Source organism: Pseudomonas sp. PIC25 (assembly GCF_002286785.1).
In the GTDB taxonomy this organism is placed as follows: Bacteria; Pseudomonadota; Gammaproteobacteria; order Pseudomonadales; family Pseudomonadaceae; genus Pseudomonas_M.
Genome location: NZ_MUJY01000068.1, coordinates 14,839 through 33,669 on the forward strand (window position 1 = coordinate 14,839; position 18,831 = coordinate 33,669).

The following is an 18,831-nucleotide window of genomic DNA, read 5'->3' on the forward strand; positions in this document are numbered from 1 at the left end:
TGTTACCAGTGGCGGCGTTTGATGCGCTTGAGGTCGCTGCCCAGCTCGGTCACCGCCTGGTCGACGCTGGCCTCGCCGGAGAGCACGCCGTGCACGTGATCGAACAGCGCATTGGAAACCCGTGGGTAGCGGTCGGCGGTGATCGCCGCAGGGCGCATCACGCCGTCGGCCAGGATGCTGCGCAGCTGGCTGTAGTGCGGCATGGCCGCGAGCAGGTCGGGATCTTCGTAGAGCGACTCGATGACCGGGTTGTACGCCCCGATCAGGGCGCGGCGCTTCTGCTGCTGGGCGCTGGTCAGGTAGGCCACCAGCTCTGCGGCGAGCTTGGGTTCGGCACTGTAGCGCGACACCGATAGGCCCCAGCCGCCGAGGGTGGAGGCGTGCGTGCCGGCCTCGCCGCCCTTGGGCAGCGGGGCGATCCCGACCTTGCCTTTTATGACGCTGTCCGGGCTCTGCACCAGGGCCCAGGCATAGGGCCAGTTGCGCATGAACAGCGCATTGCCGGACTGGAACACGCCGCGCCCTTCTTCTTCGGTGTAATTGAGCACGCCGCGTGGGGAAATGTCGCCCACCCAGCTCTTGGCCAGGCTCAAGGCCGTGCGCGTGGCCGGGCTGTCGACCCGGATCTCGCCCTGGGCGTCGATCAGGCTGCCGCCCGGCTGGCTGCCGATCCACTCCAGGGCGTTGCAGGTCAGGCCCTCGTAGGCGCGGCCCTGAAACACATAACCCCACAGGTTGGCGTTGCCGGCGTCGCGCTCGGACTGCTGGATGGCGCGCGCGGTGGCGGTCAGCTCGTCCCAGGTTTGCGGTACCGGTTTGGCGTACTTCTCGAGCAGGTCCTGGCGGTAGTACAGCAGGCCCGAGTCGGTGAACCAGGGCATGCTCACCAGGCGCCCGTCGACGGTGGCATTGTCCAGTTGCGCCTGGAAATAGCCTTGGGTGGCGTTCTCTGGAAGCACCTCGCGCAGATCCAGCAGGTGATTGGCCAGCATCCCCGGCCAGACCACGTCGATCTGGATGATGTCGATGTCGGCAGATTGAGCACTGAGGATCTGCTGATAGAACGACAGGCGTTCGGTCGCCGAATTGGGCGTCGACACCACCTCGACCTTGTGTCCGGTCTGCTGCGACCAAGCCTCGACGGCTTCCTTGCACAACTGCAACTCCGCGCCCACGGCGCCGCAGGAAATGGTCAGGTTGGCCGCTCCGGCCAAGGCTGGCAGGCCGCCGCAGAGCGCCAGTAAGGCAGTGGGAAGAATTGCTTTGAGTCGTTGCATAAGAACTCCTTCATTTTTATTCTTGTTGAAGATAACGTTAACATCGCTAATATAGCAGTGCATCTTGAGATGTACACCTCATTTCCCTGCTTTTGCCGACCGCCGGACAAAGCCCCACGGTTGATGCACAGAATAAAAACAAAAGAGGAAAAACCATGCAGCATGCCTCACCCTGGCTACTGGCCGGATTGCTCGGCGCCTGGCCGCTCGCCCCGCTGGCCCAGGCCGCCACCCCCATGACCCTGGAAGAGCGCATGGCCGCGCTGGAAGCCAGGGCCAGCGCGGCCGAAATGCGCGCCTCCGCCGCCGAACGACAGGCCCAGGCCATCGCCCTCGAACTGCAGCGGCTCAAAGGCGAGCGCCCCGATCTTTCCGTCTCCTCCCCTGCCGCGCAGGCCGCGACCCTGGCTCCGGCCCTGGACGCCCGCCTGGCGCAAGTCGAAGCCCGCCAGGAGGCCCTGGAAAAGCTGGGCCGCAGCGAGACCAAGAACCCCGGCAAACTCACCGATGGTTTCAGTTTTAACGGCTATGCCCGTTCCGGGTTGCTGGTCAACGAAGAGCTGAGTGGCGGACGTGGCGGCCCCTACGTCACGCCGGCCGGCTCGGTCGGCGGCGCGGTCGGGCGGCTCGGCAATGAAGATGACACCTACATGCGCATCGACCTGGCGAAAGAGGCCTACGCGCAGAATGGTACCCGCTCGAAATTCACCGTTTCGATCGCCGATGGGGTGGAAAGCTCCAACGACTGGACGGCCGAAGAAAGCAGCCTGAACGTGCGCCAGGCATTTGCCGCCCTCGACCATATCGCGGCGTTCAAGGGTAACCCCATGCTGGAAAATGCCACCCTGTGGGCCGGCAAGCGCTACGACCGGGACACCTTCGACATCCACTGGCTGGACTCGGATGTGGTCTATCTCGCCGGTACTGGCGGCGGCATCTACGATGTGCAGCTCGGCGACAACTGGCGCTCCAACTTCTCCCTGATGGGCCGCGACTACGGCGACTTCAGCGCCAGCGGCGGTGACGCCGACGTGGAAAGCTACATCCTCACCGCCAACCAGTTCTTCGCCGAAGACCGCTGGCAGTGGATGGTCAATGCCGTTGGCTCGAACAAGAACGAAAACCGCAGCAACGCCGCCGGGCTGACCCCTGCCGAATCCGGCGTGCATAGCATGCTGGCCTATCACCAGAAGGACTTCTTCGGTCGCGAGGGCTTCTTCAAGACAGCCTTGCTCTACGGTCAGGGCCTCGGTGCGGAGGTCAAGAACCTGGGTTCGGACGGCGAACTGCTCGACGATGCACGGGCCCTGCGCCTGGCGCTCTATGGCCAGACGCCCCTGGCCCGTGGCTGGCGCATCGGCCCCAGCTTGCTGGCCGAGCAGAGCCGGGACAGATACGTCGACGGCGACGATTACCGCTGGCTGACCCTCAACCTGCGTCTGGCCAAGGAAATCAGCAGCAACTTCGAGATGGTCTACGAAATGAGCTGGCAAACCATGGACCTCGACCCCAAGGGCTATCGGCAGCGCAATGCGGTCGATGGCGACTTCTGGAAACTGACCGTGGCCCCCACGTTCAAGCCGGACATCGGCGACTTCTTCACCCGCCCCGAACTGCGGGTGTTCGCCAGCCTCATGGACTGGTCGTCCGACCTGGATAACTACAGCACCTCCGATGCCTTCGGCGAGGAGGGCTTCCAGGCCGGTGGCCTCTGGCAATTCGGCGTGCAAATGGAAACCTGGTTCTAACCGGCCGTGGCGCCATGGACGGCGCAAAGGGTCCGGGCCGAGCGCAGCAGTCTTTCAATGATCTGTCGATGTGGAGACATCCCATGTACCTGGTATGCGGCGAAGCCCTGTTCGATTTCTTCAGTCTGGCGCCCGGCGCGCGCAGCAGCGAGCTGGCGTTCAAGGCGCTGGCCGGTGGTTCCCCCTTCAATGTCGCGGTCGGCCTGCGCCGCCTGGGTGTCGCTTCGGCGCTGTCCGGCGGGCTCTCCACCGATTTCCTCGGTGTCCGCTTGCGCCAGGTGCTGGCCGAGGAGGGGGTGAACGGTGATTACCTGGTCGCCAGCGACGCACCCACCACCCTGGCCATGGTCGGTGTCGATGCCCAAGGTTCGCCGCAGTACAGTTTCCGCGGCGAGGGCTGCGCCGACCGCCTGCTGCGCCGCGAGCACCTGCCGGAGCTGGATGCGCGAGTGCGCGGCCTGCATGTCGGCTCCTATTCCCTGGTGGTAACGCCGATCGCCGATACCCTGTTCGAGCTGGTCGGCCGGGAAAGCGATCGGCGCCTGATCAGCCTGGACCCGAACGTGCGGCTCAACGTCGAGCCGGATATCCAGCTGTGGCGTCGGCGTATCGAAGCCTTCGCCGCCCACGCCCACCTGATCAAGGTCAGCGAAGAGGACCTGGGCTTGCTCTACCCAGAGCGCGATCCCCAGGACGTCGCCCGCCAGTGGCTCGGCGAGCGCTGCCAACTGGTGTTCCTCACCCATGGCGGCGACGGTGCCAGCGTGCACAGTCGCCGGCACGGCCACTGGTCGGTACCGGCCCAGGCGGTGCAGACCCGCGACACGGTCGGTGCCGGCGACACCTTCCAGGCCGCGCTGCTCGCCTACCTGGCCCGCCATGGCCTGGACAGCGCGCAGGGCTTGGCCGGCATATCCCGCGAGCAGCTCGACGGCATGCTCGAGCTGGCGATCCGGGCCGCCGCGCTGACCTGTTCGCGGGTCGGTCCGGACCTGCCGTATTGGCATGAACTCGACGCACTCTGAATTGCCCAGCCGTATCCCTTGTCCGCAGGAGCCGTTATGCCGCACTCTTCTTCACCATCCGACGTCACCCGCCTGGCCAGTTGGAAGGCCCTCGCGCGCATCGCGAAAAGCTGGCCGATTTCAATCTGCGCCAGGCCTTCGCCGGAGATCCCCAGCGCTTCGCCGAGTTCTCGCTGGACGACTGCGGGCTGTTTCTCGATTACTCGAAGAATCTGATCGATACCCGCACTCGCGAATTGCTGGTCGGCCTGGTCATGGAGGCGGGCCTGCAGCAGGCGATCGAGGGGTTGTTCGATGGCGCCCTGGTCAACGCCTCGGAAAATCGCCCGGGCGAGCTGGTGGGGCGGGTGCACGACGGCCTGTGGCGCGGCTACACGGAAAAGCCGATCACTGATGTGGTGAATATCGGTATCGGCGGTTCCTTCCTCGGCCTGCAACTGGTGTCCGAAGCCCTGCTGCCGTTCGCCTAGCGCGGCGTGCGCTGCCATTACCTGGCCAATATCGACGGCAGCTCGTTCCACGAACTGGCGGCCAAGCTGCGCGCCGAAACCACCCTGTTCATCGGGACTGGATCGGAGGGCGCTATTCGCTGTGGTCGGCGATTGGCCTATCCATCGCCATGTCGATTGGCATCTCCAACTTCAAGGAGCTGCTGGCCGGCGCCTACCGCATGGACCAGCACTTCCAGAGCGCGCCCTTCGAACGCAACATGCCGGTGCTGCTGGCCTTGCTCGGCATCTGGTTCGGTAATTTCTGGGGCGCCCAGAGCCACGCCATCCTGCCTTACGACCACTACCTGCGGAACATCACCAAGCACCTGCAGCAACTGGACATGGAGTCCAACGGCAAGAGCGTGCGCCAGGATGGCAGTCCGGTGACCACCGGCACCGGTCCGGTGATCTGGGTGGCGTCGGCTGCAACGGCCAGCACGCCTACCACCAGTTGCTGCACCAGGGCACCCCGCTGATCCCGGCGGACTTCATCGTGCCGGTGAGCAGCTACAACCCGGTCGTCGATCATCACCAGTGGCTGTTCGCCAACTGCCTGTCGCAGAGCCAGGCGCTGACTCGGAGCGGACGTGGCCTCAAACGGCCGCGCGCGGCTGGTCCAGTACCAGTTCGAACCCCAGTTGCCGCGACAGACAGGGCCAGCGTCTCCAGGCCGCCTCGGTTTGCGGAGCGTTGAGGCGTTCGCGGTAGGCCTGCACCGATGCCTGGGCGAAGGCGGAGTCGTCGAGCATGCTCTCCACGGCGTGGTGCACCGCTTCGTCCAGTTGATTGGCGAAGGGCTCGCCGATCAACTGATGGGCGATCAGGTTGGCCACGGTGGTATCCAGGGGAATCAGCGGCTGGCCGAGATGAGCAATGTAGCGGTCGTTCACTTCTTCCACCAGGCGGTGGGCCAGGTAGGCTTCGTCGAGCAAGCCAGCCAGGCCCGGGTGCTCCGCCACCGCTGCCGGAGGTTGCAGGAAGAACTGCTCGGCGATCTTCAGCACCGGCTTGATCTGCGCCTCGATGCCGGCCTCGCGGGCGACGCTGTTGGCGGCGTCGAGCACGTCCGGCACCTGGTCGATGTAGGCCGAGACGAAGCGCCCCAGCAGGTCCCGCGCGCCGCTGCTCGGCAGGCGGATCGACGGATGCAGGTGGGCCAGTTGGGCGTCCAGTTGGCCGGCGAGCTGGCCGCTGGCGGTTTCCTGCTGCTGGGCGTTGCGGATGAGCTCGCGCAAGGCGGCGGTGTTCATGACGACTCCTGTGGGTAACGACTGCGAGAAGTGGAACAAAGACCTTAGCTCGCGAGACAGCCGGGCTAAGACTCGATTGTCATAATTTTTCCACGGTTATGCGAGGTCGCTATAACCGTGCTCCCGCTCTGCGCTGCGGCCCGCGCCGTCCGTGGCGTTTAGCTCAGGCGTTCGCGGCCGTTGGGGAAAGCGCGGGGCGCGTTGCCAGCCGAAAGTCCCCGTCTATACTCCGACTCGAAAGGCGCTACCTGATGAAGCCCGACTGCGCTCCGGCAGGCCGAGGTTTCGGCAGTTAAAGTCAGCTTTCTTAGCAGCCGCTCCCTTGGCCGTCGGCTCAGCCGGCGGGATAACAAGAACGATAAGGGGAACCCGCAATGATGCGACATCCACGAGTCTGGATGGGACTCCTGCTGTGGTCGATTTTCAGCCAGGCGCAGGCTGCCTGGACTGTAAACATGTCTCCGGGGGCGACTGAAGTCAGCCGCTCCGTCTTCGATCTGCACATGACCATCTTCTGGATCTGCGTCGTCATTGGCGTCGTGGTCTTCGGGGCCATGTTCTGGTCGATGATCATCCACCGCCGCTCCACCGGCCAGGAGCCCGCACACTTCCACGAGAACACCCGCGTCGAGGTGCTCTGGACGGTGATCCCGCTGCTGATCCTGATCGGCATGGCCGTGCCCGCGACCCGGACGCTGATCCACATCTATGACCCGTCCGAATCCGAACTGGACGTGCTGGTCACCGGCTATCAGTGGAAGTGGCACTACAAGTACCTGAACCAGGACGTCGAGTTCTTCAGCAACTTGGCCACCCCGCGCGAGCAGATCAGCAACCAGGTCGACAAGGACGAGCACTACCTGCTGGAGGTGGACCAGCCGCTGGTCCTGCCGGCCGGCGCCAAGGTGCGCTTCCTGGTCACCGCCGCCGACGTGATCCACTCCTGGTGGGTGCCGGCCCTGGCGGTGAAGAAGGACGCCATCCCCGGCTTCGTCAACGAATCCTGGACCCGCGTCGACCAGCCCGGTCTCTACCGCGGCCAGTGCACCGAGCTGTGCGGCAAGGACCATGGCTTCATGCCCATCGTGGTGGAGGTGAAGTCGAAGGAAGACTTCGATGCCTGGATGGGCGAGCGCAAGGCCGAAGCGGCCAAGCTGAAGGAGCTGACCAGCAAGGAGTGGACGCTGGAAGAGCTGGTCTCGCGCGGCGAGAAGGCCTACCTGACCAACTGCGCTTCCTGCCACCAGCCCACCGGCGAAGGTCTGCCGCCGATGTTCCCGGCCCTGAAAGGCTCGAAAATCGCCACCGGGCCGAAGGAAGGCCATATGAACATCGTCATCAATGGCAAGCCGGGCACCGCCATGGCCGCATTCGGCAAGCAACTGTCGGAAGTCGACATTGCCGCGATCATCACCTACGAGCGCAATGCCTGGGGTAACAAGGTCGGCGACATGGTCACACCGAAAGACGTGCTGACCTTCAAACAGGCCCAGGAATAGGAGAGACCGAGATGAGTGCAGTGATCGACACTGATACCGGTCATGCCGGGCATGACCACCACCACGGCCCGGCCAAGGGCCTGATGCGCTGGGTGCTGACCACCAACCACAAGGACATCGGCACGATGTACCTGTGGTTCAGCTTCTGCATGTTCCTGCTCGGCGGCAGCATGGCCATGGTCATCCGCGCCGAGCTGTTCCAGCCGGGGCTGCAGATCGTCCAGCCGGAATTCTTCAACCAGATGACCACCATGCATGGCCTGATCATGGTCTTCGGTGCGGTGATGCCGGCCTTCGTCGGCCTGGCCAACTGGATGATCCCGCTGATGGTCGGCGCGCCGGACATGGCCCTGCCGCGGATGAACAACTTCAGCTTCTGGCTGCTGCCGGCGGCCTTCACGCTGCTGGTCTCGACCCTGTTCACCGAGGGTGGCGGGCCGAACTTCGGCTGGACCTTCTACGCGCCGCTGTCCACCACCTACGCGCCGGAGAGCGTCACCTTCTTCATCTTCGCCATCCACCTGATGGGCATCAGCTCGATCATGGGCGCGATCAACGTGATCGCCACCATCCTCAACCTGCGCGCTCCCGGCATGACCCTGATGAAGATGCCGCTGTTCGTCTGGACCTGGCTGATCACCGCCTTCCTGCTGATCGCGGTGATGCCGGTGCTGGCCGGCGTGGTGACCATGATGCTGATGGACATCCACTTCGGCACCAGCTTCTTTAATGCCGCGGGCGGGGGCGACCCGGTGCTGTTCCAGCACGTGTTCTGGTTCTTCGGTCACCCCGAGGTGTACATCATGATCCTGCCCGCCTTCGGCGCGGTCAGCTCGATCATCCCGGCGTTCTCGCGCAAGCCGCTGTTCGGCTACACCTCGATGGTCTACGCCACCGCGGCGATCGCCTTTCTGTCGTTCATCGTCTGGGCGCACCACATGTTCACCGTAGGCATCCCGCTTACCGGCGAGCTGTTCTTCATGTACGCCACCATGCTGATCGCCGTGCCCACCGGGGTGAAGGTGTTCAACTGGGTAAGCACCATGTGGCAGGGTTCGCTGACCTTCGAGGCGCCGATGCTGTTCGCCGTGGCCTTCGTCATCCTGTTCACCATCGGCGGCTTCTCCGGGCTGATGCTGGCCATCGCCCCGGCGGACTTCCAGTACCACGACACCTACTTCGTGGTGGCGCACTTCCACTACGTGCTGGTGCCGGGGGCGATCTTCGGCATCTTCGCCTCGGCCTACTACTGGCTGCCCAAGTGGACCGGGCACATGTACGACGAAACCCTGGCCAAGTTGCATTTCTGGCTGTCCTTCGTCGGCATGAACATGGCGTTCTTCCCGATGCACTTCGTCGGCCTCGCCGGCATGCCGCGGCGGATTCCCGACTACAACCTGCAGTTCGCCGACTTCAACATGGTCTCGTCCATCGGTGCCTTCACCTTCGGCGCGACCCAGTTCCTCTTCCTGTTCATCGTCATCAAGTGCATCCGTGGCGGCCAACCCGCCCCGGCCAAGCCCTGGGACGGCGCGGACGGGCTGGAGTGGACCGTGCCGTCGCCGGCGCCCTACCACACCTTCAGCACCCCGCCGGAAGTGAAGTGAGGTCGCGGCCATGAGTGAAGCCCTGAGCACCCGCCGCCTGGTCCAGCGCCTGTTGCTGGTGGTGGTGGCGATGTTCGCCTTCGGCTTTCTCCTGGTGCCGATCTACGACGTCATGTGCCAGGCCTTCGGCATCAACGGCAAGACCGCCGGGGCCTACCAGGGATCGCAGCAGGTGGATGAGGCGCGTCAGGTGCGCGTGCAGTTCCTCGCCACCAACTCGGCCGGCATGGTCTGGGAATTCGGTCCGAAGGCCGAGGAGCTGACGGTGAAGCCGGGGGCCACCAACGAAATACTGTTCGTGGCCTACAACCCCACCGACAAGCCGATGACCGCCCAGGCCATTCCCAGCGTGTCGCCGTCCAAGGCGGCCGCCTATTTCCACAAGACCGAGTGCTTCTGCTTCACCCAGCAGGTGCTGCAACCGGGCGAGCGCATCGAGATGCCGGTGCGCTTCATCGTCGACCGCGACCTGCCCGCCGACGTCCGCCACCTCACCCTTGCCTACACGCTGTTCGATATCACTGCCCGCCAGCCGCCCGTTGCTCACAACGGCGGCTAAGGAGAACAAGAGAAATGGCAACTCACGAGCAGTACTACGTTCCCGCCCAGAGCAAATGGCCGATCATCGCCACCATCGGGTTGGCGACCACCGTCTACGGCCTCGGCACCTGGTTCAACGACCTCAAGGCCGGGCGCGACGAATCCAACGGCCCGCTGATCTTCTTCATCGGCGGCCTGCTGGTCGCCTACATGCTGTTCGGCTGGTTCGGCAACGTCATCAAGGAAAGCCGTTCCGGGCTGTACAGCGCGCAGATGGACCGCTCGTTCCGCTGGGGCATGAGCTGGTTCATCTTCTCCGAGGTGATGTTCTTCGCCGCCTTCTTCGGGGCGCTCTTCTACATCCGCTACTGGACCGGCCCCTGGCTGGGCGGCGAGGGCGACAAGGGCATCAGCAACATGCTCTGGCCGAACTTCGAGTACACCTGGCCGCTGCTCAACAACCCGGACCCGAAGCTGTTCCCGGCGCCGGAAGGCATCATCGACCCGTGGAAGCTGCCGCTGATCAACACACTCCTGCTGGTGACCTCCAGCTTCACCGTGACCTTCGCCCACCATGCCTTGCGCAAGGGCGAGCGGCAGAAGCTCAAGCTCTGGCTGGCGGCAACCATTCTGTTGGGCGTGACCTTCCTGGTGTTGCAGGTCGAGGAGTACGTACATGCCTACACCGAACTCGGCCTGACCTTGGGCTCGGGCATCTACGGTGCCACGTTCTTCATGCTCACCGGTTTCCACGGCGCCCACGTGACCCTCGGTGCGCTGATCCTCACGGTGATGCTGGTCCGCATCCTGCGCGGGCACTTCACGCCCGAACACCACTTCGGCTTCGAGGCCGCCAGCTGGTACTGGCACTTCGTGGACGTGGTGTGGATCGGGCTGTTCACCTTCGTCTATGTGCTTTAGGCAGGCTGCAAGTTTGCAAGCGACAAGATTGGAAGAGCGTTACCAGGTGACATGGGTCGTGAGCTGGCCGCTGTAGAAACCCCAGGCGATCAGGGCCAGGGTGAGGGCGGCCAGGGTCACGCGGACGAACAGGGCGTTGACCAGCCGATTGGTACGGCCCTCGTCCTTGATCAGGAAGAACAGGCCGCTGAACAGACTGACCACAGTGGCGAGCAGCAAGAAGACGATCGCGGCCTTGAGCATGCGGGGATCCAGGGGAAAGGGGGAACGTGGTGGAGTATAGCCAGTCGTCTTCGCGGATTCGGGAGCGCGGCATGAGCCGTTTCCGGCCCGGGCTGGTGCCGACCCTGGTGGTGCTGGCACTGTTGCCGCTGCTCGTCTGGCTGGGATTCTGGCAGTTGCAGCGGGCGGACGAGAAACGCGCCCTGCTCGCCGCCCAGGCCGCGCGCCTGCAAGCCGCGCCGGTGGCAGTCGGCGAGCTGGAGCGCAGTCGTGACCCGGCATTCCTGCGGGTGCGCCTGGAAGGCTTCTTCGACGACCGCCACAGCCTGATCCTCGACAACCGCAGCCGTGACGGCCAGGTCGGCGTCGAGCTGCTGCAACCGTTCTACGACCAGCCGAGCGGGCTCTGGCTGCTGGTCAATCGGGGCTGGCTGCCCTGGCCGGACCGGCGCCAGCCGCCGCGCTTCGACACCCCGGAACAACCCCTGACGCTGACCGCCTGGGTCTACGTGCCAGCCGGCAAACCCTTCCAGTTGCGCGCCGATGCCGCATCCGACAGTTGGCCGCGACTGATCACGGCGGTCGAGCCGGCGGCGCTCTGGCAGCACCTCGGGCGTGGCGGCCTGCCCTACGAAATCCGTCTCGAACCGGGTCCGGCAGCCTACCGGGCGGAGTGGCCGGTGGTCACCATGGGCCCGGAAAAACACCTCGGCTATGCCGTGCAGTGGTTCGCCCTGGCGGCTGCCCTGCTCGGCTTGTTCGTTTACCTCGGACTGCACAATGCGCGGGAGAAAAAAGATGAATCCAGCCATCGCCCTGCCTGAAGCCCCGGCACGTCGCCGACGCGGCCGTTGGCAGCTGATCCTGCTGATCGCCGTGGCGGTCGGGCCCATGCTGCTGGCCTCGGGCATGTACCACTGGCGCTTCTGGGTGCCGGACGGGCGCAGCTACCACGGCGAGTTGATCGGTAACGGCCTCGGTCGCACGGATATCGGTGTGACGACGGCCGACGAACACCTCTGGCAGCTTCTGGTCACCGCACCGCAGGACTGCGCCCAGGACTGCCAGCAACTGGTCTACCTGGCCCGGCAGATTCATATCGGCCTCGGTCGCGAGGCGTCGCGCGCCGGCCATGCGCTGGCCAACGCCCGGCCGCTGGACGACGACTTCGCCGCCCGTCTCGAACGCGAATACCCGCAGCTGCAACGCTACGGCCTGGATGCCGACGCCTATACCCGCGGCACCCACGATCTCGGCGGCGCGCAGCTGTGGATCGTCGACCCGCACGGCAACCTGGTGCTGCGCTACGACGCCAAGGCGAACGGCAAGCAAATCCTCAACGACCTTCGCCATCTGCTGAAACTGTCGAAGATCGGCTGAGCCGACGGGGGAACGAGGATGGATAGAGCGCTGCGCAGAGCCGGTTATCGCCTGACAATCGTCGCCACCCTGCTGGCGTTGGTGGTGGTGCTGCTCGGCGCCTACACCCGCCTGACCCACGCCGGCCTCGGCTGCCCGGACTGGCCGGGCTGCTACGGCTTCATCGGCGTGCCCAAGACCGAGGCGCAACTGGCCCATGCCGAGCGCCACTTCCCCGACGCGCCGGTGGAGGCGGAGAAGGGTTGGAACGAGATGGTCCATCGCTATTTCGCCGGCACCCTCGGACTGCTGATCCTCGTCCTCGCGGTCCGTTCGCTACGTCGCCGTGGCCGCGACGGGCAGCCGCTGAAGTTGCCGCTGCTGCTGCTCGGCGTGGTGATCACCCAGGCGGCCTTCGGCATGTGGACGGTGACCCTCAAGCTCTGGCCGCAGGTGGTGACCGCGCATCTGCTCGGCGGCTTCACCACCCTGGCGTTGCTGTTCCTGCTCTGCCTGCGGCTGTCGCGGGAGTTCCCTTTCCTGTCCGGGGTACCCCGGCGGCTGCGCATCCTGGCGGCGTTCGCCCTGTTGCTGGTGATCGGCCAGATCGCCCTGGGTGGCTGGGTCAGCAGCAACTACGCGGCGGTTGCCTGCATCGACCTGCCCACCTGCCACGGCGAATGGTGGCCGGCGATGGACTTCGCCAATGGCTTCCACCTGACCCAGCACATCGGCCCCAACTACCTCGGCGGACAACTCGACAGCGATGCCCGTACCGCCATTCACATGACCCACCGTCTCGGCGCCTTGACCGTCACCCTGGTGCTATTGGTGCTCGCCTGGCAACTGCGCCGCCATGGCCTGTCGCGGCTGGCCGGTCTGTTGCTGCTGGCGCTGGCCGTGCAGGTTGGGCTGGGCATCAGCAATGTGCTGTTCCACCTGCCACTGGCGGTAGCGGTGGCCCACAACGGCGGCGGGGCGCTCCTGCTGCTGGTGATGGTGGCGGTCAATTACCGGCTGCGTTCCGTTCCTCAACCTGCCAGCCAGCCGGAACGGCAAGCCTGGGTACCGCTGCAACCGACCTCGAGATCACTCGCCATAAGGAGATCATCATGACCACCCTGCTGCGCGAACGAAGTGTCCACGCGAGCTGGCGCGACTACCTGGAGCTGACCAAGCCGAAGGTGGTGGTGCTGATGCTGATCACCTCACTGGTCGGCATGTTCCTCGCTACCCGTGCCGGCGTGCCATGGACCGTACTGCTGTTCGGCAACCTCGGCATCGGCCTATGTGCCGGGGCCGCGGCGGCGGTCAATCATGTGGTGGACCGTCGCATCGACTCGATCATGGCGCGCACCCACAAGCGCCCGCTGGCTGAGGGGCGCGTGTCGCCGGCGGCGGCCCTGGGCTTCGCCCTGCTGCTGGCGGTAGCGGGCATGTCCCTGCTGCTGGTGTTCACCAACGAAATGGCGGCCTGGCTGACCCTGGCCTCGCTGCTCGGCTATGCGGTGGTCTACACCGGTTTCCTCAAGCGCGCCACGCCGCAGAACATCGTCATCGGCGGCCTGGCCGGCGCCGCGCCGCCGCTGCTTGGCTGGGTCGCCGTCACCGGCCATCTGTCCGCCGAACCGCTGCTGCTGGTGCTGATCATCTTCGCCTGGACGCCGCCGCACTTCTGGGCCCTGGCGATCCACCGCAAGGCCGAATACGCCAAGGCGGACATCCCCATGCTGCCGGTCACCCACGGCGAGGGCTACACCAAGCTGCATATCCTGCTCTACACCCTGGTGCTGCTGGCGGTGAGCCTGCTGCCCTACGCCATCCACATGAGCGGACCGCTCTACCTCGCCGGCGCGTTGCTGCTCGGCGGACGCTTCCTGCACTGGGCCTGGGTGCTGTACCGTGACGCCCGGCCGCACGCGGCGATCAACACCTTCAAGTACAGTATCTGGTACCTGTTCCTGCTGTTCATCGCGCTGCTCGTCGATCACTACCTGTTGTTGGCCCTATGACCCGAGTCCAGAAAACCGTCTTCATCCTCGTTGCCCTGATCGCCCTGGTGATCGGCCTGACCTTCTCCAAGGTGCTCAACGCGCCGCGCCAGGCCGATCCGACCCAACTGCTCGACGCCGGTATCGTGCTGCTGCCGCAGAGCCGGACGCTCCCCGAACTGCAACTGACCGACCAGGACGGTCAGCCGATGCGGATGGATCAATTGAAGGATCGTTGGAGCCTGCTGTTCTTCGGCTACACCTTCTGCCCGGACGTCTGCCCTACGACGTTGGCGCAGTTGCGGCAGATCAAGGGCATGCTGCCGGAAGCGATGCGCGGCGACCTGCGCATGGTGCTGGTCAGCGTCGACCCCAACCGCGACACCCCCGAGCAGCTCAAGCAGTACCTGGGCTATTTCGACGCCGGCTTCGAGGGCGTGACGGGCGACCTGGCGGATATCCAGAAGCTGGCCAATGCGGTGAGCATCCCCTTCATTCCGGGCGATACCAGCAAGGAAAACTACACCGTCGACCACAGCGGCAACCTGGTAATCATCGGCCCCGACGGCACTCAGCGCGGCTTTATCCGCGCCCCGCTGAATGGCCAGAAGCTCGCCACGCAACTGCCGGAGTTGATGAAGCCGCGGGGTTGATAGGTCGCCGGGGTAGCGCGAATTTGTCCGCCCGACTTCACCCTCGCCGGGCGAATGAATTGAGCCCGCCTTGTAGGAGCGAGCTTGCTCGCGAAGGGACCGTAGAGAAGCTTCGCCAGCAGAGCTGGCTTCTACAGGAGAGAGGGGGGATCACCCGCCAACCCCAAGCCCACCTCACTTCGCGAACAACTGGCCGATGTCCTTGAACGCCTTGAACTCCAGCGCATTGCCGCAGGGGTCGAGGAGGAACAGGGTGGCCTGCTCGCCCACCTGCCCCTTGAAGCGCACATAGGGTTCGATGACGAACGTCGTGCCGCGCGCCTTGAGCCGGTCGGCCAGCCGTTCCCAGTCCTCCCAGGCCAGCACTACGCCAAAATGCGGCACCGGCACGTCGTGGCCATCCACCGGGTTGCGGTGTGCCTGCTCCTGGGAGTCGGTCTTCGGCGCCTCGTGGATCACCAGTTGATGACCGAAGAAATCGAAATCCACCCAGTGCTCGCTGCTGCGGCCTTCGGGGCAGCCGAAGACTTCGCCGTAAAAGTGCCGGGCGGCGGCCAGGTCGTAGACGGGTATCGCCAAATGAAAGGGGGCAAGGCTCATCGATCGGTTCTCCTGGTTGGATCGCCTCATTCTCAGCAGCAGTCGTTTCGATGGAAAGCGAATATCCTTGCGATCGAGCACGAAAGATTTCGATCAGTGGAGGCCGCATGCTGCGCGAGTTGAAGACCTTCGTCACCGTGGCCCGCCTGGGCACCTTCGCCGCCGCCGGCCAGCGGATCGGCCTGACGCAATCGGCGGTCAGTGCGCAGATCCGCGTGCTGGAGCAGGGCCTCGGCGTTCGCCTGTTCGACCGCAGCGGTCGGGCGGCCGTCCTGAACGCTGCCGGCCGGCACGCCCTGCCCCTGGCCGAGCAGATGCTCGCCCTGTACGGGCAGATGGCGCTGCCCTCGGAGGTGGCCGAGTGGCGCGGCGAGTTGAAGATCGGCGCCATCGCCACGCTGCAGACCGGGCTGCTGCCGGAGGCCCTGCCGCGTTTCCGCGAGCAGGCGCCGCACATCGAGCTGAAGCTGGTGCCGGGCGTATCGCTCAACCTGCTGGGCCAGGTGGATGCCGGCGAGCTGGACCTCGCCCTGCTGATCAAGCCGCCCTTCGCCCTGCCCAAGGAGCTGCTGGAAGTCTCGCTGGCCCGCGAGCCCTTCGTGCTCATCGCCCCGGAAAGCCTGCCCGGCGACGATCCCCTGCAACTACTCGCCGAGCAGCCCTTCGTGCGCTACGACCGCGCCTCCTTCGGCGGGCGGCTGGTCAGCGGTTTCCTCCGCGAACAGCGCTTGCAGGTTCGCGAGGCGCTGGAGCTGGACGAGCTGGAGGCCATCGTGCGGATGGTGGAGTGCGGCCTGGGCGTTTCCCTGATCCCGCGTGCGGGGCTCTGGCTGCAACGGCCGACCCGGTTGCGAGTGATCGAACTGGGCGAACTGACCTTCCACCGCGAACTGGTGGCGGTCATGCGTCGAGCCCAGCGGCAGCCGGCGCTGGAATGCCTGCTGGAGTGCCTGCGAGGGGCCGCCTCCTCAGCGTAAGCCGGGACTTCGCCGTCCCGGATTGCGCCAAGGCTTATCTGGGCTACGTATTCGCCCGGTCCCGTAGCCGGGATAAAACGCAGCGCAATCCGGGGATCGCTTATCCGAGGAACACGCATGAAAAAGCCCGCACGCGGCGGGCTTCTTCGTTTGCGAGGGCGATCAGAACGCCGGCACTACGGCGCCTTTGTACTTCTCTTCGATGAACTGCTTCACCTCGGCGCTGTTCAGAGCCTTGGCCAGCTTTTGCATGGCGTCGCTGTCCTTGTTGTCCGGGCGGGCGACGAGGATGTTCACGTAGGGCGAATCGCTGCCTTCGATCACCAGGGCATCCTTGGTCGGGTTCAGCTTGGCTTCCAGGGCGTAGTTGGTGTTGATCAGCGCCAGGTCGACCTGGGTCAGCACGCGCGGCAGGGTGGCGGCTTCCAGTTCACGCACTTTCAGCGACTTCGGGTTCTCGACGATGTCTTTCGGTGTGGCGAGGATGTTGCTCTTGTCCTTCAGCTTGATCACGCCGGCCTTGTCCAGCAGCAGCAGGGCGCGGCCGCCGTTGGTGGCGTCGTTGGGGATGACCACGGTGCCGCCCTGGGGCAGCTCGTCCAGGCTCTTGATCTTGCTGGAGTAAGCGCCGAACGGCTCGACGTGCACACCGGTGACGGCGACCAGCTCGGTACCCTTGCCCTTGTTGAACTCATCCAGGTACGGCTGGTGCTGGAAGAAGTTGGCGTCCAGGCGCTTCTCGGCGACCTGGATGTTCGGCTGCACGTAGTCGGTGAAGACCTTCACGTTCAGCTCGACCCCTTCCTTGGCCAGGGCCGGTTTGACGAATTCGAGGATTTCCGCGTGCGGCACCGCGGTGGCGGCGACGGTCAGGCTTTCGGCCTGGGCGGAGAGAGCCGCGAAGGCGGCGACGGCAGCGAGCAGTTTTTTCATCGGTTCGGTTCCTTATGGGAAGAGGTCGTTCCGGCGGATAGCCGATCAGTCATTTACGGGAAAAATGCACCACCAGCTTGTCGCCGACGGTTTGCAGAATCTGTACGAGCACCAGCAGCAGGACCACGGTGACCACCATCACATCGGTCTGGAATCGCTGGTAGCCGAAGCGGATGGCTAGGTCGCCGAGGCCGCCCGCGCCGACCACACCGGCCATCGCGGTATAGGAGACCAGGGTGATGGCGGTGACGGTGACGGCGGCGAATATGCCCGGCCGCGCTTCCGGCAGCAGGGCGTTCCAGATGATCTGGCGGGTGGTGGCGCCCATTGCCTGGGTCGCCTCGATGATGCCGCGATCCACTTCGCGCAGCGCCGTTTCCACCAGACGGGCGAAGAACGGCGTGGCGCCCACCACCAGCGGCGGGATGGCGCCGGCCACGCCCAGCGAGGTGCCGGTGAGCAGCACGGTGAAAGGAATCATCACGATCAGCAGGATGATGAACGGCAGCGAGCGCAACACGTTGACCAGCAGCGAGAGCAGGCCGTAGAGCGCCTTCTGCTCGAACAATTGGCGCGGTCCGGTGAGGAACAGCAACACGCCCAGCGGCAGGCCGAGGATCACGGTGAACAGCAGCGAGCCGCCCAGCATCAGGAGGGTGTCGAGAGTCGCCAGCCAGATTTCGTACCAGTCGACATTGGTGAACAGGGCTTCCATCAGCGCAGCACCTCCACATGTACATCGGCCGCGTTGAGACGGATCAGCGCGGATTCGACGTCACCGCCGATCAGCGCCAGGGTCAGTTGGCCGTAGGGCGTCTCCTTGATGCGGTCGATGCGTCCGGCCAGGATGCTGTAGTCCACGCCGGTATCGCGGGCGATGGTGCCCAGCAGCGGCGCGTAGGTGGCTTCGCCGCGGAAGGTCAGGCGCAGGATGCGGCCCGGCACATGGGCGAAGTCGTCGTGTTGTTCGTTCTCGTCCACGTGCTCGGCTTCCAGGACGAAGCGGCGAGTGGTCGGATGCTGCGGGTGGAGGAAGACGTCGGCCACCGGACCCTGTTCGACGATCACCCCGCCATCCATCACCGCGACGCGGTCGCAGACGCGGCGGATCACGTCCATCTCATGGGTGATCAGTACGATGGTCAGGCCCAGCTCGCGGTTGATCTCGGCCAACAGTTGCAGGACCTGGCCGGTGGTCTGCGGGTCGAGGGCACTGGTGGCTTCGTCGCAGAGCAGGATCTTCGGCCGGGTGGCCAGGGCGCGGGCAATGCCGACGCGCTGCTTCTGTCCGCCGGAGAGTTGCGCCGGGTACTTCTTCGCGTGGTCGCTGAGGCCGACACGGGCCAGCAGCTCGGCGACCCGGGCGTCGATCTCCGCCGCCGACAGCTCGCCGGCCAGGCGCAGCGGCATGGCGACGTTATCGGCGACGGTCTTGGAGGCAAGCAGATTGAAGTGCTGGAAAATCATCCCGACACGCTGGCGGAAGCGCCGCAGGCCGTCGGCGTCCAGCGCGGTGACGTCGATCCCGTCGATGACGATGCGCCCGCCGGAAGGCTCTTCCAGGCGGTTGATCAGGCGCAGCAGGGTGCTCTTGCCGGCACCGGAGTGGCCGATCAGCCCGAACACCTGGCCGCCCTGGATATCCAGGGTGGTGGGTTGCAGGGCGGGGATGTCGCGTCCGGCGACGCGGTAGGTTTTATAAACCTGCTGAAACTCGATCACGGAGCGAACCTTGTGG

Annotated in this window: 19 protein-coding genes and 1 pseudogene; 13 read left to right on the forward strand and 7 right to left on the reverse strand. The window is 65.1% G+C overall.

The window, feature by feature from the left end:
* Positions 1-2: 2 nt before the first annotated feature.
* Complete coding sequence (locus BZL41_RS08235; protein WP_095598842.1) at positions 3-1,277, reverse strand: ABC transporter substrate-binding protein; 1,275 nt, start codon at positions 1,275-1,277, stop codon at positions 3-5.
* 155 nt (positions 1,278-1,432) lie between these two features.
* Here BZL41_RS08235 and BZL41_RS08240 point away from each other — a divergent pair, with 155 nt between their 5' ends.
* From BZL41_RS08240 to BZL41_RS08250, 3 genes and pseudogenes are all read left to right on the forward strand, one after another.
* Positions 1,433-3,025, forward strand: a complete 1,593-nt coding sequence (locus BZL41_RS08240) for a carbohydrate porin (RefSeq protein ID WP_095598843.1) — start codon at positions 1,433-1,435, stop codon at positions 3,023-3,025.
* Between the two features lie 83 nt (positions 3,026-3,108).
* Complete coding sequence (locus BZL41_RS08245; RefSeq protein ID WP_095598844.1) at positions 3,109-4,050, forward strand: carbohydrate kinase; 942 nt, start codon at positions 3,109-3,111, stop codon at positions 4,048-4,050.
* A 36-nt stretch (positions 4,051-4,086) separates the two neighbouring features.
* Positions 4,087-5,115 (forward strand): annotated as a pseudogene (locus tag BZL41_RS08250) (glucose-6-phosphate isomerase); the annotation flags it as partial.
* A gap of 19 nt (positions 5,116-5,134) precedes the next feature.
* Here BZL41_RS08250 and BZL41_RS08255 read toward each other — a convergent pair.
* Entirely contained in the window at positions 5,135-5,791 is a 657-nt protein-coding gene (locus BZL41_RS08255; RefSeq protein WP_095598845.1) for a hypothetical protein, read from the reverse strand.
* 374 nt (positions 5,792-6,165) lie between these two features.
* Between BZL41_RS08255 and coxB the strand changes: the two genes are divergently transcribed.
* From coxB to BZL41_RS08275, 4 genes are read left to right on the forward strand one after another with little or no spacing between them, the layout of a single operon-like run.
* On the forward strand, positions 6,166-7,290 hold the full coding sequence (coxB, locus tag BZL41_RS08260) for a cytochrome c oxidase subunit II (protein ID WP_095598846.1): 1,125 nt from the start codon (positions 6,166-6,168) through the stop codon (positions 7,288-7,290).
* An 11-nt stretch (positions 7,291-7,301) separates the two neighbouring features.
* Positions 7,302-8,897, forward strand: a complete 1,596-nt coding sequence (gene ctaD / locus BZL41_RS08265) for a cytochrome c oxidase subunit I (protein WP_095598847.1) — start codon at positions 7,302-7,304, stop codon at positions 8,895-8,897.
* A gap of 10 nt (positions 8,898-8,907) precedes the next feature.
* Complete coding sequence (locus BZL41_RS08270) at positions 8,908-9,456, forward strand: cytochrome c oxidase assembly protein (RefSeq protein ID WP_084338996.1); 549 nt, start codon at positions 8,908-8,910, stop codon at positions 9,454-9,456.
* Positions 9,457-9,470: 14 nt separating this feature from the next.
* Positions 9,471-10,358 (forward strand): cytochrome c oxidase subunit 3, encoded by an 888-nt coding sequence (locus tag BZL41_RS08275; protein WP_095598848.1) that lies wholly within the window; start codon positions 9,471-9,473, stop codon positions 10,356-10,358.
* Between the two features lie 39 nt (positions 10,359-10,397).
* On the opposite strand, the gene BZL41_RS08280 is transcribed toward BZL41_RS08275, so the two are convergent.
* Positions 10,398-10,601 (reverse strand): twin transmembrane helix small protein, encoded by a 204-nt coding sequence (locus BZL41_RS08280; protein WP_095598849.1) that lies wholly within the window; start codon positions 10,599-10,601, stop codon positions 10,398-10,400.
* Positions 10,602-10,672: 71 nt separating this feature from the next.
* Here BZL41_RS08280 and BZL41_RS08285 point away from each other — a divergent pair, with 71 nt between their 5' ends.
* From BZL41_RS08285 to BZL41_RS08305, 5 genes are read left to right on the forward strand one after another with little or no spacing between them, the layout of a single operon-like run.
* Positions 10,673-11,404 (forward strand): SURF1 family protein, encoded by a 732-nt coding sequence (locus BZL41_RS08285; RefSeq protein ID WP_095598850.1) that lies wholly within the window; start codon positions 10,673-10,675, stop codon positions 11,402-11,404.
* Entirely contained in the window at positions 11,379-11,960 is a 582-nt protein-coding gene (locus tag BZL41_RS08290; protein WP_095598851.1) for a hypothetical protein, read from the forward strand. The genes BZL41_RS08285 and BZL41_RS08290 overlap by 26 nt, the downstream gene beginning before the upstream one ends.
* Before the next feature lie 18 nt (positions 11,961-11,978).
* Complete coding sequence (locus BZL41_RS08295) at positions 11,979-13,055, forward strand: heme A synthase (protein ID WP_095598852.1); 1,077 nt, start codon at positions 11,979-11,981, stop codon at positions 13,053-13,055.
* Positions 13,052-13,951, forward strand: coding sequence for a heme o synthase (gene cyoE, locus BZL41_RS08300; RefSeq protein ID WP_095598853.1), 900 nt, complete (start codon positions 13,052-13,054; stop codon positions 13,949-13,951). The genes BZL41_RS08295 and cyoE overlap by 4 nt, the downstream gene beginning before the upstream one ends.
* Positions 13,948-14,583 (forward strand): SCO family protein, encoded by a 636-nt coding sequence (locus BZL41_RS08305; RefSeq protein ID WP_084339006.1) that lies wholly within the window; start codon positions 13,948-13,950, stop codon positions 14,581-14,583. Before cyoE ends, BZL41_RS08305 begins: the two co-directional genes overlap by 4 nt.
* 174 nt (positions 14,584-14,757) lie before the next feature.
* Here BZL41_RS08305 and BZL41_RS08310 read toward each other — a convergent pair whose 3' ends face one another.
* A complete protein-coding gene (locus BZL41_RS08310) occupies positions 14,758-15,183 on the reverse strand; it encodes a VOC family protein (RefSeq protein ID WP_095598854.1) in 426 nt (141 codons plus the stop codon).
* Positions 15,184-15,290: 107 nt separating this feature from the next.
* Here BZL41_RS08310 and BZL41_RS08315 point away from each other — a divergent pair, with 107 nt between their 5' ends.
* Positions 15,291-16,160: a LysR family transcriptional regulator gene (locus BZL41_RS08315; RefSeq protein WP_095598855.1), complete on the forward strand. Its 870-nt coding sequence runs from the start codon at positions 15,291-15,293 to the stop codon at positions 16,158-16,160.
* 162 nt (positions 16,161-16,322) lie between these two features.
* Here BZL41_RS08315 and BZL41_RS08320 read toward each other — a convergent pair whose 3' ends face one another.
* The 3 genes from BZL41_RS08320 to BZL41_RS08330 are packed head-to-tail and all read right to left on the reverse strand — an operon-like array spanning position 16,323 to position 18,815.
* On the reverse strand, positions 16,323-17,093 hold the full coding sequence (locus BZL41_RS08320) for a MetQ/NlpA family ABC transporter substrate-binding protein (RefSeq protein WP_095598856.1): 771 nt from the start codon (positions 17,091-17,093) through the stop codon (positions 16,323-16,325).
* A 49-nt stretch (positions 17,094-17,142) separates the two neighbouring features.
* On the reverse strand, positions 17,143-17,808 hold the full coding sequence (locus BZL41_RS08325) for a methionine ABC transporter permease (protein WP_095598857.1): 666 nt from the start codon (positions 17,806-17,808) through the stop codon (positions 17,143-17,145).
* Complete coding sequence (locus BZL41_RS08330; protein WP_095598858.1) at positions 17,808-18,815, reverse strand: methionine ABC transporter ATP-binding protein; 1,008 nt, start codon at positions 18,813-18,815, stop codon at positions 17,808-17,810. Before BZL41_RS08330 ends, BZL41_RS08325 begins: the two co-directional genes overlap by 1 nt.
* Between the last annotated feature and the right edge of the window lie 16 nt (positions 18,816-18,831).

Excerpts from the sequence above, each read along its gene's own strand:
- BZL41_RS08255 (WP_095598845.1), bottom strand. The coding sequence starts at position 5,791 with ATGAACACCGCCGCCTTGCGCGAGCTCATCCGCAACGCCCAGCAGCAG.
- BZL41_RS08280 (WP_095598849.1), bottom strand. The coding sequence starts at position 10,601 with ATGCTCAAGGCCGCGATCGTCTTCTTGCTGCTCGCCACTGTGGTCAGT.
- cyoE (WP_095598853.1), top strand. The coding sequence starts at position 13,052 with ATGACCACCCTGCTGCGCGAACGAAGTGTCCACGCGAGCTGGCGCGAC.
- BZL41_RS08235 (WP_095598842.1), bottom strand. The coding sequence starts at position 1,277 with ATGCAACGACTCAAAGCAATTCTTCCCACTGCCTTACTGGCGCTCTGC.
- BZL41_RS08325 (WP_095598857.1), bottom strand. The coding sequence starts at position 17,808 with ATGGAAGCCCTGTTCACCAATGTCGACTGGTACGAAATCTGGCTGGCG.
- BZL41_RS08315 (WP_095598855.1), top strand. The coding sequence starts at position 15,291 with ATGCTGCGCGAGTTGAAGACCTTCGTCACCGTGGCCCGCCTGGGCACC.
- BZL41_RS08320 (WP_095598856.1), bottom strand. The coding sequence starts at position 17,093 with ATGAAAAAACTGCTCGCTGCCGTCGCCGCCTTCGCGGCTCTCTCCGCC.
- BZL41_RS08275 (WP_095598848.1), top strand. The coding sequence starts at position 9,471 with ATGGCAACTCACGAGCAGTACTACGTTCCCGCCCAGAGCAAATGGCCG.
- BZL41_RS08285 (WP_095598850.1), top strand. The coding sequence starts at position 10,673 with ATGAGCCGTTTCCGGCCCGGGCTGGTGCCGACCCTGGTGGTGCTGGCA.
- BZL41_RS08245 (WP_095598844.1), top strand. The coding sequence starts at position 3,109 with ATGTACCTGGTATGCGGCGAAGCCCTGTTCGATTTCTTCAGTCTGGCG.
- BZL41_RS08305 (WP_084339006.1), top strand. The coding sequence starts at position 13,948 with ATGACCCGAGTCCAGAAAACCGTCTTCATCCTCGTTGCCCTGATCGCC.
- coxB (WP_095598846.1), top strand. The coding sequence starts at position 6,166 with ATGATGCGACATCCACGAGTCTGGATGGGACTCCTGCTGTGGTCGATT.
- BZL41_RS08290 (WP_095598851.1), top strand. The coding sequence starts at position 11,379 with ATGAATCCAGCCATCGCCCTGCCTGAAGCCCCGGCACGTCGCCGACGC.
- BZL41_RS08310 (WP_095598854.1), bottom strand. The coding sequence starts at position 15,183 with ATGAGCCTTGCCCCCTTTCATTTGGCGATACCCGTCTACGACCTGGCC.
- BZL41_RS08270 (WP_084338996.1), top strand. The coding sequence starts at position 8,908 with ATGAGTGAAGCCCTGAGCACCCGCCGCCTGGTCCAGCGCCTGTTGCTG.
- ctaD (WP_095598847.1), top strand. The coding sequence starts at position 7,302 with ATGAGTGCAGTGATCGACACTGATACCGGTCATGCCGGGCATGACCAC.
- BZL41_RS08295 (WP_095598852.1), top strand. The coding sequence starts at position 11,979 with ATGGATAGAGCGCTGCGCAGAGCCGGTTATCGCCTGACAATCGTCGCC.
- BZL41_RS08240 (WP_095598843.1), top strand. The coding sequence starts at position 1,433 with ATGCAGCATGCCTCACCCTGGCTACTGGCCGGATTGCTCGGCGCCTGG.